The 15701-nt window shown below is 64.2% G+C and carries 12 protein-coding genes; 4 read left to right on the forward strand and 8 right to left on the reverse strand.

Translation table 11 applies throughout. The annotated features are described in order from the left end of the window. Positions 1–15: 15 nt before the first annotated feature. Positions 16–1458: an ATPase domain-containing protein gene (locus tag BVH03_RS16840; RefSeq protein ID WP_083640086.1), complete on the reverse strand. Its 1443-nt coding sequence runs from the start codon at positions 1456–1458 to the stop codon at positions 16–18. A gap of 108 nt (positions 1459–1566) precedes the next feature. Continuing rightward, the gene (locus tag BVH03_RS16845) at positions 1567–2727 is read right to left on the reverse strand and encodes a nitrogen regulation protein NR(II) (RefSeq protein ID WP_075962235.1); all 1161 of its coding nucleotides are present in this window, start codon (positions 2725–2727) and stop codon (positions 1567–1569) included. Between the two features lie 150 nt (positions 2728–2877). Between BVH03_RS16845 and BVH03_RS16850 the strand changes: the two genes are divergently transcribed. The 3 genes from BVH03_RS16850 to BVH03_RS26400 all read left to right on the forward strand — a co-directional run bounded on the left by BVH03_RS16850 (position 2878) and on the right by BVH03_RS26400 (position 7572). After that, the gene (locus tag BVH03_RS16850; protein ID WP_075962236.1) at positions 2878–4518 is read left to right on the forward strand and encodes a VRR-NUC domain-containing protein; all 1641 of its coding nucleotides are present in this window, start codon (positions 2878–2880) and stop codon (positions 4516–4518) included. After that, complete coding sequence (locus BVH03_RS16855; RefSeq protein WP_075962237.1) at positions 4515–6887, forward strand: ATP-dependent DNA helicase; 2373 nt, start codon at positions 4515–4517, stop codon at positions 6885–6887. Before BVH03_RS16850 ends, BVH03_RS16855 begins: the two co-directional genes overlap by 4 nt. A gap of 154 nt (positions 6888–7041) precedes the next feature. Beyond that, positions 7042–7572 carry a hypothetical protein gene (locus BVH03_RS26400; RefSeq protein WP_075962238.1) on the forward strand — a complete coding sequence of 177 codons (531 nt, stop codon included), beginning with the start codon at positions 7042–7044 and terminating at the stop codon, positions 7570–7572. Here the strand turns inward: BVH03_RS26400 and BVH03_RS16865 are convergent, their stop codons facing one another. Further along, positions 7573–8703 carry a M14-type cytosolic carboxypeptidase gene (locus tag BVH03_RS16865; protein ID WP_075962239.1) on the reverse strand — a complete coding sequence of 377 codons (1131 nt, stop codon included), beginning with the start codon at positions 8701–8703 and terminating at the stop codon, positions 7573–7575. Positions 8704–8841: 138 nt separating this feature from the next. On the opposite strand from BVH03_RS16865, the gene BVH03_RS16870 reads away from it, so the two are divergent. Beyond that, positions 8842–9237, forward strand: a complete 396-nt coding sequence (locus BVH03_RS16870) for a hypothetical protein (protein WP_075962240.1) — start codon at positions 8842–8844, stop codon at positions 9235–9237. An 844-nt stretch (positions 9238–10081) separates the two neighbouring features. Here BVH03_RS16870 and BVH03_RS16880 read toward each other — a convergent pair. The 5 genes from BVH03_RS16880 to BVH03_RS16900 all read right to left on the reverse strand — a co-directional run bounded on the left by BVH03_RS16880 (position 10082) and on the right by BVH03_RS16900 (position 15694). Next, on the reverse strand, positions 10082–10909 hold the full coding sequence (locus BVH03_RS16880) for an ABC transporter permease (protein ID WP_075933866.1): 828 nt from the start codon (positions 10907–10909) through the stop codon (positions 10082–10084). 159 nt (positions 10910–11068) lie between these two features. Then, a complete protein-coding gene (locus BVH03_RS16885) occupies positions 11069–12316 on the reverse strand; it encodes an ABC transporter permease (protein ID WP_075962241.1) in 1248 nt (415 codons plus the stop codon). Between the two features lie 115 nt (positions 12317–12431). Then, the gene (locus BVH03_RS16890; protein WP_075962242.1) at positions 12432–13466 is read right to left on the reverse strand and encodes an ABC transporter substrate-binding protein; all 1035 of its coding nucleotides are present in this window, start codon (positions 13464–13466) and stop codon (positions 12432–12434) included. Between the two features lie 44 nt (positions 13467–13510). Then, positions 13511–14620 carry an ABC transporter ATP-binding protein gene (locus BVH03_RS16895; RefSeq protein ID WP_075932223.1) on the reverse strand — a complete coding sequence of 370 codons (1110 nt, stop codon included), beginning with the start codon at positions 14618–14620 and terminating at the stop codon, positions 13511–13513. A gap of 444 nt (positions 14621–15064) precedes the next feature. Further along, positions 15065–15694, reverse strand: coding sequence for a response regulator transcription factor (locus BVH03_RS16900; RefSeq protein WP_075932224.1), 630 nt, complete (start codon positions 15692–15694; stop codon positions 15065–15067). Between the last annotated feature and the right edge of the window lie 7 nt (positions 15695–15701).

The following is a 15701-nucleotide window of genomic DNA, read 5'->3' on the forward strand; positions in this document are numbered from 1 at the left end:
TCAGGCACACATGGCTCAGGCGTCCTGCGCAGGGACGGCATTGCCCGACAGCGCACCAGCCGCATGTCTGAAGGCCTTGCTGAGTTCAATACCATGATCACTGATGACCACTTCCAATAACGAGGGATCGTAACGGCTGTCCCTCACCTTAAGGATGGACAGGAGCCGCTTTAGTTCAGCGTCTTTTTCCACGAAGCGCATCAGGATCAGGTTATCGACGATGCTCGACAACTCCGGTGCCGGCGCGTTGATCTCGGCAGCGAAAAGGTCGCGCATTTCCCAGGTGGCGAATACCGTGACACCCATGGCGCGCAGTTGGCTCATCAATGCGCTGTAGAACTCGATCAGTCGCGCGCTGCTGGTGGCCACACGGGCCATGCCGCCGAGACTGTCGATATGCAGGCGCTTGATGCCCTTCTCGCGCACCGCCCTGATGACCCGTGCGCCCAGACCGTCGATCAACCCCTCGGTGGTAGGCTGCCACATGATGTGCAACGCGCCGCTGGCTTCCAGTGCATTCAGATCGATGCCCAGGGCCTGGGCCTTGAGACGCAGGCGCTGCGGCGTTTCATAGAAGCCAAAGTGCAGGCCCGGCTCCTCGACTGTGGATTGCGCCAGGAAATTCAGCCCCAGAGTGGTCTTGCCGACGCCTGCCGGCCCCATGATCAGAGTGACCGACGACGCCGACAGCCCGCCACCGACCAGGTCGTCCAGGCTGCTTATGCCACTGGAGACGCGCTGCAGCGTATCGCTGTCCGGTTGGCTCGGATGGCTGTACAGGCTCTCCAGGCGTGGGTGTATCACCAGTCCGTCATCGGTGATCTCGCACTCGTGCAGGCCGGACAAGGCGCCGCTGCCGCGGGTCTTGCGCAGGTGAATGCGACGTACCGAGCGGGCGCCGAACAGCTCTTCGCCCAGTTCGATCACGCCATCGACCATGGTGTGCTCCGGGCTGCCGTCGTCCAGCCGCGAGCTGGTCAGGAACAGCACCGTGCAGCCCGCGAACGCCGCATGGCCCTGCAGCTCGGAAATGAATTTCTTGGTGTCGATCTGATTCTCGGCCTTGGAGCGGGCGTTGAGCAGGCCGTCGACGATCAGCAAGGTGGCCTTCTGACGACTGATCTCGCGCCGCAGCAACTTGACGACCTCGTCGAGGCCCTCGTTTTCCAGCGTGTCGAAGGCGCTGACAAACTGGATGTCGGCGCCGACCTTGGTCGGGTCGAAGAACGTCATCGTGGAAAGGAATTGAAAGAGCCTTTCGTGGGACTCTGCCAGCAGGGTGGCGACCAGCACACGGCCCCCGTCGCGCACGTGATTGAACGCGACCTGGTTGGCGAGAATCGTCTTGCCTGAGCCAGGGCGCCCCTGAACGATATAGGATGCACCGGCCACCAGACCGCCCTTCAACAGAGCGTCAAGTCCCTCGATCCCACTTTGAAGGCGTTGTAGCTGTTCCAAGATCTGGCTTGCCTCAGTCGAATTTACGCAAATATGGCCCGGGTCGACACACGCGCTTCCCAAGCCCCGCAGCGCTGGCTGAAAAGGTGATTGGCGATACTACCATGTTCATGCCAGCGTATCTTGCGCGTGAGCCGAGGAGGCCGGCAGGTAAAGCGCCATGGTCGTTCCCTGGCCGCTGACGCTGTCGATTTGTACCCCGCCACCCGCCTGGCGGGCAAACCCATAGACCTGGCAAAGGCCGAGCCCGGTTCCCTTGCCGACACCCTTGGTGGTAAAGAACGGCTCGAACAGCCGTGGACGAATCGCCGGGTCGATACCGCAACCCCGATCCGCTACGGCGATCATCACGAAGGCACCTTGCAGGCCGTCCACCTCCCCCGCCAGTTGCTGGTTACGCGCCTGCAACTGCACCGTGCCTGCGCCGCCCATGGCATCGCGGGCATTGAGAACCAGATTGAGCAGGGCCATTTCCAGCTCGCTGGGGTCCAGCTCCACGGTGTGCAAGGCATCGTCCACCTGCATCTGCAGGGTCATGGTTTTGGGCAGCGCCTGGCTGAAGAAGGTGGCAGCCGAATCCAGCAGCTCGTTAAGGTCGACCTGGCGGCTGTGCTTGGGCTCGCTGCGGGCGAAGGTCAGTAGATTGCGGGTCATCTGCGCGCCCCGCTCGCCGGCCGTCTGGATGTTGTCCAGCAGGCTGGCCAGGCGCTCGGGATCGTCGGTACGGCTGGCCAGCTTGGCAGCACCGAGGATGATGGTCAGCAGGTTGTTGAAATCGTGGGCCATGCCGCCACTCAACTGGCCAAGGGCCTCCAGTTTCTGGGCCTGGAACAGCTGGGCACGCAGGGTGTCGTAACGGCCTTGGGCTTCGCGGCGGTCGGTGATGTCGCGGGTGATCTTCGCCAGGCCGATGACCTCCCCCTGCTCGTTGCAGATCGCATCGATCACCACCAGTGCCCAGAAACGCGTGCCGTCCTTGCGCACCCGCCAGCCTTCATCCTGGGCACGGCCTTCGCGTAATGCCTGTTCAAGCAGGCAAGCAGGTTTGCCTTCCTGGCGGTCTTCATCGGTGTAGAAAACGGACAGGTGCTGGCCGATCGCCTCGGCTGCGTCATAGCCCTTGATGCGCGCCGCGCCAGCATTCCAGGACACCACGAAGCCAGCGGGGTCGAGCATGAAGATGGCGTAGTCGACCACCGCCTGCACCAGCATTTCGTAGTGTCGCTCGGTCAGGGTGCCTGGTGAGAGAGGCGCAAACTGGCTGTTCATGATGGCCCGTTCCAGGCGGCAATGGAGGTGCAGTGTAGTCCGCGACCGATGCCGAGTGACAGTGAGTTGTACCATCCGTCCATCCCGTGGCGATTGCCAGATGACGGGCGGCCTGATATCTGTATAAAAAAACAGTACCCTGCCTGCCTCATGTCTTCAAGCATTGATCCGCGTTTCTATTACCTGCACAACTTTCGCAAGGCCCTGGCCTGGATCGGCGATCGCCATGCCGACCTGCTCGACGCCCGCGAACAGGCTTTTCTACAGGCCTTCGATGCCCTCGACTGGTCGGCCCAGGCCCTGCTGGTGCGGATGATCATGCGCAAGGGTGTGCACTTTCGCGCCAGCAAACTCAATTACGAGGAGATCGGTTGCTGTCGCCGCGCCGCTGCAGCGCTGATCGCCACTGGCTGGGTACTCGACGACGCACCGTTACCACTCGACGAGCTGCTGGGCCTGCTGCGCAAGGATGAGATCGTCGCCAGCTTCGCCGCCCAGCTCAGCGACCGGCGCGCCCGCAAGGACGATCTGGCCCTGCAGCTCGCCGAGCAGTTCCAGGCCAGCCAGCCGTTCGCTGGCTGGTGCCCGGCTCTCGACGACGCCCTTTACAGCCTGACCATCGATGACCTGAGCGAGCGCCTGCGCCTGATGTTCTTTGGCAACCTGCGCCAGGAGTGGTCGGAGTTCGTGCTCGCCGACCTGGGCATCTTCCGCTACGAGCGGGTGGACTTTCCGGCGGACTCGCGAGCCCTGCGCTGCCGCGAGGACGTCGACGACTATCTGCACCTGCAACGCTGCCGCGAAGCCTTCGAAACCGGTGAAATCAGCGATGCACTGCTCGCCTGCATCGACGCGCGCCGCTACGACAATCCCTACATCGCCGAGCGTCGCGCCAAGCTGCTGTTTCGCATCGGCCAGCATCTGGAACGCTGCGCAGCGTTCGATCTGGCCCTGCAGGTTTACGCCAGCAGTGGTTATGACGCGGCGCGGCAACGGCGCATCCGCGTGCTGGAGCGCACCCTGCAGCACCGCGAGGCCTTCGAGCTGGCCAGCCAGGCGGTCGCCGAACCGGTCAGCGACGGCGAGCTGCAGCTGGCCGAACGGGCCCTGCTGCGCCTGGCTCGTCATCTGGGCCTGCCGACGCAAAAACGCAGCAAGGCGCAGCCTCCGGCGCGCCTGGATCTGCAACTGCCCAGAACGCCCATGCTGTCGGTCGAGCAGCGGGTGCAGCTGCACCTGCAGCGCACCGAAGCGCCGGTGCACTACGTCGAGAACACGCTGATCTGCAGCCTGTTCGGGCTGCTCTGCTGGCCGGCGATCTTCGCCGCCATTCCCGGTGCATTCTTTCATCCATTCCAGCATGGCCCGGCGGACCTGCTCACCGCCGACTTCTACCCACGCCGCCGCGCGCTGTTCGCCGAATGCCTGGCGCAGCTGGACGACCAGCGCTACCGCAACAGCATTCGCCAGATGTACCGCGACAAGTTCGGCATCCAGTCGCCGTTCGTGTACTGGGGCGTGCTCAGCGAAACGCTGCTCGAGCAGGCCCTGGACTGCCTGCCGGCGGCGCATTTGCAGGCCTGGTTTCGCCGCTTGCTCGGCGATATCCAGGCCAACCGCTCGGGCATGCCGGATCTGATCCAGTTCTGGCCCGAGGAGAAGCGCTACCGGATGATCGAGGTGAAAGGCCCCGGCGATCGCCTGCAGGACAACCAACGGCGCTGGCTGGCGTTCTGCGCCGAGCACGACATGCCGGTGGACGTCTGCTACGTGCAGTGGGCCGACGCGTGAGTTACCGCGTGGCGGTGCGCGCCCTGTGCGAGTTCACCGCCAAATGCGGCGACCTCGACCTGCGCTTCACGCCCTCGCCCACCGCCCAGGAGGGCATGGCCGGCCACGCCACGGTGGTCGCCCGGCGCGGCGAGCACTACGAGGCCGAGGTGCCATTGGCCGGGCAATTCGCCTCCTTGCAGGTGCGCGGCCGGGCCGACGGTTTCGACCCGCTGAGCAACCTGCTCGAGGAGATCAAGACCCACCGCGGCGACATCGCCCGTATTCCCGACAACCATCGCCAACTGCACTGGGCCCAGGCGCGGGTGTACGGCTGGTTGCTCTGCCAGAGCCGCGGCCTGCCGCAGATCGGCCTCGCCGTGGTGTATTTCAACGTGCTGACCCAGAAGGAAAGCGTGTTTCGCGAAACCCGCACGGCCACCGAGCTGCAGGCCTTCTTCGAGACGCAGTGCCAGCGCTTCATCACCTGGGCCGAGCAGGAACAGGCACACCGCCTGAGCCGCGATGCCGCACTGGGCGAGCTGCGCTTTCCCCACGCCGAGTTCCGCCTTGGCCAGCGGCAACTGGCCGAGGCGGTTTACCGCGCCGCCCGTGACGGCCACTGTCTGATGGCCCAGGCCACCACCGGCATCGGCAAGACCCTGGGCACGCTGTTTCCGCAGCTCAAGGCGTTCCCGGAAAAGCAGCTCGACCGTTTGTTCTTCCTGACAGCCAAGACCCCGGGCCGCCAGTTGGCGCTGCACGCCCTGCAGATTCTGCGCGGCGACGCCCTGCCCCTGCGCGTGCTGGAACACGTGGCGCGGGACAAGGCCTGCGAGCACCCGGACAAGGCCTGCCATGGCGAATCCTGCCCACTCGCGCGTGGATTCTACGACCGCCTGCCGGCTGCCCGCCAGGCGGCGGTCGAGCGCGTCTGGCTGGACCAGGCTGCAGTGCGCGAAATCGCCCTGCAACATGAAGTGTGCCCTTATTACCTGAGCCAGGAGCTGACCCACTGGGCCGACGTGGTGGTGTGCGACTACAACTATTACTTCGACCTCAGCGCCCTGCTCTACAGCCTCACGCTGATCAACGAATGGCGGGTGACGCTGCTGGTCGACGAGGCCCACAACCTGATCGAGCGCGCCCGGCGCATGTACAGCGCCGAGCTCGACCAGGCACGCTTCGAGGCCATGCGCAGCAACGCACCCAAGGGTCTGAACGCGGTATTGACGCGCATCAGCCGGCACTGGAAGCAGCTGCACAAGGAGCAGCGCGAGGATTACCAGACCTATCCGCAGCCGCCGGACCTGCTGCTCCTGTCCCTGCAGAAAGCGGTCAGCGCGCTCACCGACCACCTGACCGACCAGCCCACCGGCAACGATGGCGAGCTGTTGCAGTTCTACCTCGACGCCATGGCTTTCTGCCGGCTGGCCGAAGCCTTCGGCGCGCATTCGCTGTTCGATATCAGCCGCCAGGCGGATTTGCGTGGCCGTAGCCACTCCGTGCTGTGCCTGCGCAACGTAGTGCCGGCGCCGTTCCTGGCACCGCGCTTCGAAGACAGCCACAGCACCACGCTGTTTTCCGCCACCCTGAGCCCGGCCCACTACTACGCCGACCTGCTCGGCCTGCCCGAGGCGACGCCGTGGGTGGATGTCGAATCACCGTTCCAGGCCGCGCAGCTCGAGGTGCAGGCAGTCAGCAACCTGTCCACCCGCTACCAGCACCGCGAACGCTCCCTGGCGCCCATCGTGGCGCTGATGGCGCGGCAGTTCAGCGAGCGCCCGGGCAACTACCTGGCGTTCTTCAGCAGCTACGCCTACCTGCAACAGGTGCTGGAACTGTTCGACCACCAGCACCCGCAGCTCACGCGCTGGGTGCAGGCGCGGCAGATGGATGAAGGCGAACGCCAGCAGTTTCTCCAGCGCTTCGAGCCTGGCGGCCAGGGTATCGGGTTCGCGGTGCTCGGCGGCGTGTTCGGTGAAGGCATCGACTTGCCGGGCGACCGGCTGATCGGCGCCTTCATCGCCACCCTGGGGCTGCCGCAGATCAACCCGATCAACGAGCAGATCAAGCTGCGCATGGCCGAGATGTTCGGCAGCGGCTACGACTACACCTATCTGTACCCCGGCCTGCAGAAGGTCGTGCAGGCTGCCGGGCGGGTAATCCGCACGCCCCAGGACAGCGGCGTGGTGCACCTGATGGACGACCGTTTCACCCAACCGGAGGTGCGTGCCCTGCTGCCGGGCTGGTGGCAGGTGCAACGCAGCCGGGTACCGCAAACGCCGATGCCGGCGATGATCCGGCAACCGACAACGCACCCGCAGTCGGCGCCAGCCCGGCAGGTACCCGTCCTTGGCCAACGCGGCCTTTTCGACCCGCCCGCCTGAAACCGGCCGGCAGCCGCTTGCCGCCCGTGGCAAAAGCCTGCCTTTCGGGCATCGGCACCTAAAAAAATAGCTATTTATATCAGCCAGTTACCACCACGCAACGGCATGGCACAGGCCTTGCCGAGTTACAGGCTCACGGTCAAGGAGGCACGCCATGAGCATCATCGGTTCGCTCACCCACTACGGCATGAGCACTGCGCTGCAGCGCACCCGCGCCGAGGAACTGGACTTCAAGAAAAGCAGCGATGCAGCCTTGCTCGTCGAGCCCGGCAAACCCCGCGAGAACGAGCGGGTCGCACCGGCGTTCAAGAGCGATGAGGCCAACGCCCACCAACAGGCGTACGACGAGGCCTTCGCGCGGATGCTCGTCACCCTCAACAGCACGGCCAACCCGCCCAACGGTGGCGATGGGCAGAGCGCGGGCGCGCTGTCGACCGGCGACGAGGCTAAAGCCCCGGCTAAGCCGAGCGCCGTGGATGAATTCATGGCCTACATGGCCATGACGCCGGCGGAGAAAATGCGCGACAATATTCTCAAGGAAGTCGGCATGACCGAGGAAGAATTGGAAAACCTGCCCCCTGAGCAGCGCGCCGCAGCGGAACGGGAAATCGCCGAAAAGATGCATACCCTCCAGGAACTGCAGGCCGCGCAGGATGAACAAGGCACCCTGCACGAGCATGCCTGATCAGCGCAGGCGGCCGACCATCTGGCCGATCACGCCGAGCATGTCGGCGGCCAGCTTCATCGAGCGCTCGCCATTCCAGCCGGTCGTTGGATTCGGCGTGTCGTCATGGTCCTTGAAGGGCATCTCCAGGGTGAACGACAGGCAGTCGAACTCCTGTCCGACGGCATTGCAGGCCAGGTTCAGATTGGCCTGGCCTAGCGCACTGCGCGGGTAGCCGAAGCGCGTCTGGAACTCGGCGCCGCTGTCCACCAGGCGCTGGCGGAACTCGGTTTCCAGAGCCTCCAGGCGTGGCGTGAAGCCCGGGTTGCCTTCGCAGCCGGCGGTGAACACATGGGGAATTTCCTCGTCGCCGTGGATATCCAGAAACAGGTCCACGCCCACCTCGCGCATCGCCTGCTGCACGAACAGCACTTCCGGGCTGCGCTCGGCACTCGCCGACTGCCACGCACGGTTCAGGTCCTGCCCCGCCGCACTGGTGCGCAGATGGCCGCGGAAGGCGCCATCCGGATTCATGTTCGGCACCAGGTACAGATCGGCCTGCTGCAGCAAGGCGTCCAGTTCACTATCGCCGGCATCGCCAAGGCGTCTGACGATGCCCTCCATGAACCATTCGGCCATGTGCTCGCCCGGATGCTGCTGGGCGATGATCCATACCTTGCGCGTCGCGCCCCCATGGCGATGCACGCGCAGCAGCTCGATGTCACGGCCTTCGAGGCTGCGACCGCAGGCATGCAATTCGACACCCGGCAAAGCCAGCGCCTGCTCGATCAGCGCGGCATGTCGTGCGCGGCTGTAGGGCTCGAAGTAGGCGAACCAGATCTGCGCCTGCTCAGACTCCAGACCGAAGTGCAGCACGCCATTCTCGAAACGGCTCGGCACCCGGAACCAGGTCTGCTGATCATACGAGGCGGCGGCGTTGTAGCCCGTCCAGGCATGGCTGTAGGCCGACTGCCCGGCATTGGTGATGCTGAAGTCGTGGCGCGCACCTGGAGTCAGGCCCTCGACATGAAAATGAAACCACTGGAAATGGTCGCTGTTGAGGTCCTTGCGCATGGCCAGCAGCACCTTGTGCGGGTCGCTGGCGTCCTGCACGAGGATGTTGCCGCTGTCGAAATCCGAACTGATCTTCATGGCTCTGCTCGTTGCTGTGTTCACGGTTGCCGCAGCATCGCAGGTTCCCGACGCCGAGGAAATGCACAGACGACGATTGCAGCGGGCGGTGCGCCGCCGCACACTGGCGCCTTCATTCACTGAACCAGCGGAGCTACCGTGTCCCTAGCCGATGACCTAAACCGCCAGCACGTGCTGGACGCCGCCGACGCCCTGGATTGCACGGTCTATCGCCCGGACGAGGACGACCTGGACGCCGAGGAAGAAGACCTGGGCGATGCCAAGGTGCTGTTCACCGGCCCCTTCGAGCCGCCCCAGGAATGGGACGCCGCCGAGCGCGAGGATTACTTCGACGGCACCGACCCGGCATTGTTCGTCACCGCGCTGATCGCCTGCGAAGCCAAGCCGGGCTCCAAGGCCTTTTTCACGCCGCAGGCCGGTGACCTGCTGGCCGCCATGCACGCGGGCAAGGTCGGGATGTACTTCGTTTGCGAGCGCCTGGACGACGAGAACGGCAGCAGTTACGTGCTGATCCGTGACGATGAGACCGACTGAATTGCGCCGCCAGCAGGCATAAAGAAGGTTCATCGCGTTTTCACGTGGAGAAGACGCTTGACACCGGACTGGCAAGTTTGTGTGCGTATCGCTTACTAGCTTGGCACGATCCATTACCGTGTCTGCTGAGCGTTTAGGTTGCGCCCCTTACGGGCGCCACACCTTTCTTGCTTGCCCAAGAAAGGTGTGCCAAAGAAGGGCACCCCGACATCCGGGTTTCGCTGCGCGAAACTTCCCTCGCTCCGGCGCCGCTCCGGGGGCCGGCTTACATGGGCCATCCCTGGCCCATTAAGCCTCTCGCCGCATCCCTGCGTCTCGTCCCCCTACTCGACACCTACACTCGGCCTCCTGACGGGACCGGACCGCGAGCTTGCAAGATTTCTACAGGCTCAAGCTCGTCGGTGTCTGTTTTTGCTTTTGAGCTGCAATCGCACAGGCGCCACCCAAGTCCCCTTCAGGAGGCCGAATGGAATCGCCACGTAAGGGGTTGAGCGACATGGATGTCGCGAGAGCTGCGATGGGCCAGGGATGGCCCTTCGCAGCGTGCCCCTGGAGTGGTGATGGAATGAGGGAACCCCGGCGCAGCAGGGCGGGGGCGCCTAGCCCGGATGGTGGGGTGCCCTTCTCTTTGGTTACTTTCTCTTGGGCAAGCAAGAGAAAGTGACTCGCCCGTAAGGGGCGAAACCCATCCGGCCAGGCGGCGTGCTAATGGAGAATGCCAAGTAATCGCAGCGAACGCTTTATTGCCAGTCCGGTGTCAGCCCGCACCTTCCCAAACTATGCGAAGAACACAAAAAACCGCCGCCACCCAGAGGGCGGCGGCTACGGCTACGCCGCGAAAACGCTATTCGCTGACCTGGGTGCGCATCTTCTCGCTGCGCCCGCGCAACCACTCCAGGGTCAGCAGCAGCAGGATCGAGAAGCCGATCAGCAGGGTCGCGGCGGCGGCGATGGTCGGGCTGAGGTTCTCGCGGATGCCGCTGAACATCTGCCGCGGCAGGGTGACCTGCTCGGGGCCGGCGAGGAACAGGGTGACCACCACTTCATCGAACGACGTGGCAAAGGCGAACAGCGCGCCGGAGATCACGCCCGGTGCGATCAGCGGCAGGGTCACCCGGCGGAACGCGGTGATCGGCGAGGCCCCCAGGCTGGCCGCGGCGCGTACCAGGTTGTAGTTGAAACCCTGCAGAGTCGCCGACACGGTGATGATCACGAAGGGCACGCCCAGTACCGCGTGGACCACGATCAACGACAGGTAGCCGTTGGCCAGGCCCAGCGGTGCGAAGAACAGGTAACTGGCGACACCGACGATCACCACCGGCACCACCATGGGCGAAATCAGCAGGCTCATCACCAGCGCCTTGCCGCGAAACTCCGAGCGGGTCAGGCCGATCGCCGCCAGGGTGCCGAGAATCATCGCCAGCACGGTCGCCGCCGGGGCGATGATCATGCTGTTCTTCAGGGCGCGCATCCAGCCGGCCGAGCCGAAGAAGTCCTCGTACCAGCGCATCGAGAACCCTTGCATCGGGTAGATCAGAAAGGTGCCGGAGTTGAACGACAGCGGCACGATGACCAGGATCGGCAGCACCAGGAACAGCAGCACCAGGCCGCAGAGCAGGCGCAAACCGTAGTACCAGGCGCGCTCGACGGGAGACATGTAGGGGCTCAGCATTTTCTATTCTCCATTCCATAAGCAGGTCGCTGAAAAACTACCTGCGTTGCCGCTACTTCGTTGAACCTTCCTCGAAATGCTCATGTACAAAAGTACACTCCGCTTTCTCGTCTCGTTCGCCTCGTAGCGGCTGCCTCGCTAACGTTTTTCAATCGACTGCTAACCCAGACGCAACCGACCCGCCCCCACCAACCAGCTGTACACCACGTAGAGCAGCAGCGTGGCGACCAGCAGCAAGCCGCCCAGCGCGGTGGCCATGCCCCAGTTGATGGTGGTGTTGGTGTAGAAGGCGACGAAGTAGCTGACCATCTGGTCGCTCGGGCTGCCGAGCAGCGCAGGCGTGATGTAGTAGCCGATGGACAGGATGAACACCAGCAAGCAACCGGCGCCGACACCGGCCAGGGTCTGCGGAAAATACACCCGCCAGAAGCTGGCAAACGGGTGACAGCCCAGGGAAATCGCGGCGCGCATGTAGGTTGGCGAGATGCCCTTCATGACGCTGTAGATCGGCAGGATCATGAACGGCAGCATGATGTGCACCATGGAGATGTACACCCCGGCGCGGTTGAACACCAGCTCCAGCGGCTGATCGATCAGCCCCAGCTTGATCAGCGCCGAGTTGATCAGCCCGCCGGACTGCAACAACACGATCCACGCCGCCACGCGCACCAGGATCGAGGTCCAGAACGGCAACAGCACCATGATCATCAGCAGGTTGCCCTGGCGGGTCGGCAGGTTGGCCAAGAGATACGCCAGCGGATAGGCCAGCGCCAGGCAGATGGCGGTGATCACCGCGCCCATCCAGAAGGTGCGGGCGAAGATGTCCAGATAAATGGCCTGGTCGGGGGTGGTCTTGACCACGGCGCCGGAGTCGTCGACGCGATGATCCAGCGCAGCGAGCAGGTAGTACGACGTCCAGGAACTGCTGTTGCGGCGAATCACCTGCCAGTAGGCGGGGTCGCCCCAGCGCTCGTCGAAGGATTCCAGCGCGTCCTTGTAGGAAGCCGGCTCGGCTTCGAACGGCAGCGAGCGGCCGGTCTTGGCCAGCAGGCTGCGGTAGCCGGCCAGCTCCATGTTCAGGCGCTTGGACAGGTCACCCAGCTTCTGCTGCTCGCGGGCGTCGGCCAGGTCCAGCGCCAGCGCCTTGTAGGCGTACTCCTCGGGCAGACCCCGGCCGTCCCAGCTGTCGATGGCTTCGACGGTGCGCGGCAGCGAGCCGACCACGTCCGGGTTATCCACGCTGCGGTTGAGCAGCGCCACGATCGGCACCAGAAAGGTGAATACGAGAAACAGCACCAACGGCAGGATCAAGGCCTGGGATTTCAGGCGATTCATCCGCTCGGCGCGCGCCAGCCGCTGCTTGAGCGTAGGGCCGGCGACCTCGGCATGGGGCACTGCTAGGGCCATGGGGATAACTCCGGTGAAGCGGATAAGAATTCGGGGGTAAAGCCGGAGCGCCGATACGCCAGCGCTCCGTGAAGCGAAGGGGCAAGGCGCTTACGCCCTGCTCCGCAACGCGCCGTTACTTGGCGGCCCAGGCGTTGAAACGCTGCTCCAGCACTTCGCCGAAATCGGCCCAGAAGGTCACGTCCATGGCCACCTGGTTGGCGATGTTCTGCGGGGCGGTCGGCAAGTCGGCGGCGACCTTGGCGTCGAGCAGATCAACCGCCTTCGGGTTCACCGGCCCATAGGCGATGTTTTCCGAGTAGGTCTTCTGGTTTTCCGCCTGCAGGGTGTAGGCGATGAATTTCATGGCCTCGTCCTTGTTCTTCGCGCCCTTCGGGATGGCCCAGGCGTCGAAGTCGTAGATGCCACCGTCCCATACCACTTTCAGGCTGCTGCCCTCTTTCTGGGTGGCGGCGATGCGGCCGTTGTAGGCCGAGCTCATGACCACGTCACCCGAGGCGAGGTACTGCGGCGGCTGGGCGCCGGCTTCCCACCACTGGATGTACGGCTTGAGTTCGTCGAGTTTCTTGAACGCGCGCTCCTGGCCGTCCTTGCTCGCCAGCACTTTGTAGACGTCTTTCGGCGCAACGCCGTCAGCCATTAGGGCGAATTCGAGGGTGTACTTGGCGCCCTTGCGCAGGCCGCGCTTGCCCGGGAATTTCTTCACGTCCCAGAAATCCGCCCAACCCGTCGGCGCGGTGCTCAGCTTGTCGGCGTTGTAGGCCATGACGGTCGACCAGACGAAGAAGCCGACGCCGCACATCGAGGCAGCGCCCGGCACTAGGGCCTTCTTGTCACCGACTACGGCGTAGTCGATCTCTTCGAACAGGTCTTCGTCGCAACCACGGGCCAGTTCGGGGGACTCGACCTCGACCAGGTCCCAGGACACGCTGTTGGTGTCGACCATGGCTTTGACCTTGGCCATCTCGCCGTTGTACTCGCCGGCGATGATCTTGCCGTTACCGGCCGCTTCCCACGGCTGGTAGTAGGCCTTGACCTGGGCGTCCTTGTTGGCGCCACCGAAGTTGATGACCGTGAGGTCTGCAGCGTGAACCTGTGCAGCGCAGACCAGGCCCAGTGTCAGCGCGGAAAGGGAGAATAGCTTCGACATTTTTATATTGGCTCCAAGTGCTGTGGTAAAGCGCAAAACGCCGATCACTCCGCCGACAGCGGATCGAGGGCGCGAACGTGCTCGACCTGCCAGCCGAGCGGAATCACATCACCGACCGCGAGCGCAGGATCGAGCTCGGCAATCGGCTGTTTGACGAAGAAGTCGGTCTTGCCACAGACCTCCAAGCGCACACGCACGTGGTCGCCCAGGTAGATGAATTCCGATACACGGCCGGAGAAGCGGTTGTCGCAGCCCTCGGCCGCGGCGTTCAGGCGGATGCGTTCGGGGCGGATCGACAGGCTGACGGCGTCGCCGGGCTGGCCTACGTTGACCGCCAGCGCCTGGACCTTCTCGCCCCGGCCCAGTTGCACGGTGCAGGTGTCACCCGTGCGCTCGACCAGCTCGCCGGCGAAGCGGTTGTTCTCACCGATGAACTGCGCCACGAAGGTGTTGCGCGGCGACTCGTAGAGCTCGCGCGGCGGGGCGATCTGCTGGATTTCGCCCTGGTGGAACACCGCAACGCGATCGGACATGGTCAGCGCTTCGCTCTGGTCGTGGGTCACGTACACCACGGTCACGCCCAGGCGCTGATGGATGTGCTTGATCTCCATCTGCATGTGTTCGCGCAGTTGCTTGTCGAGCGCGCCGAGGGGCTCGTCCATCAGCACCAGCTGCGGCTCGAACACCAGGGCACGAGCCAGGGCCACGCGCTGCTGCTGGCCGCCGGAGAGCTGGGCGGGATAGCGACCGGCGAAGGCATCCAGCTGCACCATGGACAGGGAGCGTTTGACCTTCTCGCCGACGTCGGCCTTGCTCATGCCGCGCACGCTGAGCGGGAAGGCCAGGTTCTCGGCCACCGTCATGTGCGGGAACAGGGCGTAGTTCTGAAACACCATGCCGATGTCGCGCTTGTGCGGCGGCACGTTGTTCAGGCGCTTGCCGGCCAGGGTGATCTCACCGGCGGTGGGCGTCTCGAAGCCGGCCAGCATCATCAGGCTGGTGGTCTTGCCGGAGCCGGACGGCCCGAGCAGGGTCAGGAACTCGCCCTTGCGAATATCCAGATTGAGATCTTTGACGATCAGGTTCTCGCCGTCGTAGCTCTTTTGCACGCCACGAAAGCTGACCAGGATGTCGCTCGAAGAAGTGTCGCCCATCACCGCACCTGCCTGTTGTTCTACCTTCAGCCAAGACTAGAACCGGCGTTGGCGCCTGGAAATCGGGCGTACTGACACTTTGCTATAAGGCAGGCGGAAAGGCGCTTGTAGGGCGATCCCTACAACGATGTCGCGATTGGATAAGTATTGGCGTGACACTAACGGCGCCATGCGGCGCCGCACAGCGCAGGCTGTCGTGAATGGATAAGTGGCGCGTTTAGAGCCTGTTCAAAGGCTCGCGAGCTAGAGCAATGCAAGGGCTAGGCGCCCCCGCAAAAACAGGCGAGGACCGGTCGGAGTCGCGCCCGACTTTACGAGCTGTAAATGAGCAGTACTCGCTTCGCTCGCCCTCCGGGCCGCGCTAAAGCGCGTTAGCCGCAAGCGGCTTGCCGAGCCTGTTTTTAACGCGGCAGTGCCGACGCGCAGCCGACTCTGAACAGGTTCTCAGACCAGCTTGTGCTCGACCGCGTAACGCACCAGGTCCGCCACCGAATGCAGATTGAGCTTCTGCATCAGCCGCGCCTTGTGGGTGCTGATGGTCTTGCTGCTGAGCGCCAGGTGGGCGGCGATCTCGTTGACGCCCTCGCCCTGCACCAGGCGCTCGAACACCGAGAACTCCCGCTCCGACAGCAACGCGTGGGGCGGCCGCGAGTCGGTCAGACCGACCTCGAAGACCATGCGGTCGGCCAGCTCGGGATCGATATAGCGCCCGCCGCCGGCGACCTTGCGGATCGCGGTGAGCAGCAGGGCCGGGTCGCTGTCCTTGGTGGCATAACCCGCCGCACCGATCTTCAGGGCGCGGGCGGCCATCTGCGCCTCGTCGTGCATCGACAGCACCAGAATCGCCGGTGCCTGGCTCAGTGCGCGAATCCGCGGAATCGCCTCCAGACCGTTGACGCCGGGCATGGAGATATCCAGCAGCACCACCTCACAGGGCGTGTGCCGCAAGGTTTCCAGCAACTGCTCGCCGTTGCTCGCTTCGCCGACCACCTGCAGGTCGCGGGCCATGCCGATCAGCTGCTTGATGCCCTCGCGGACGATGGTATGGTCTTCGGCCACCAGTACTCGGATCACGGGCTCA

Origin of the sequence: Pseudomonas sp. PA15(2017) (genome assembly GCF_001945395.1) — a bacterium.
Taxonomy (GTDB): domain Bacteria; phylum Pseudomonadota; class Gammaproteobacteria; order Pseudomonadales; family Pseudomonadaceae; genus Aquipseudomonas.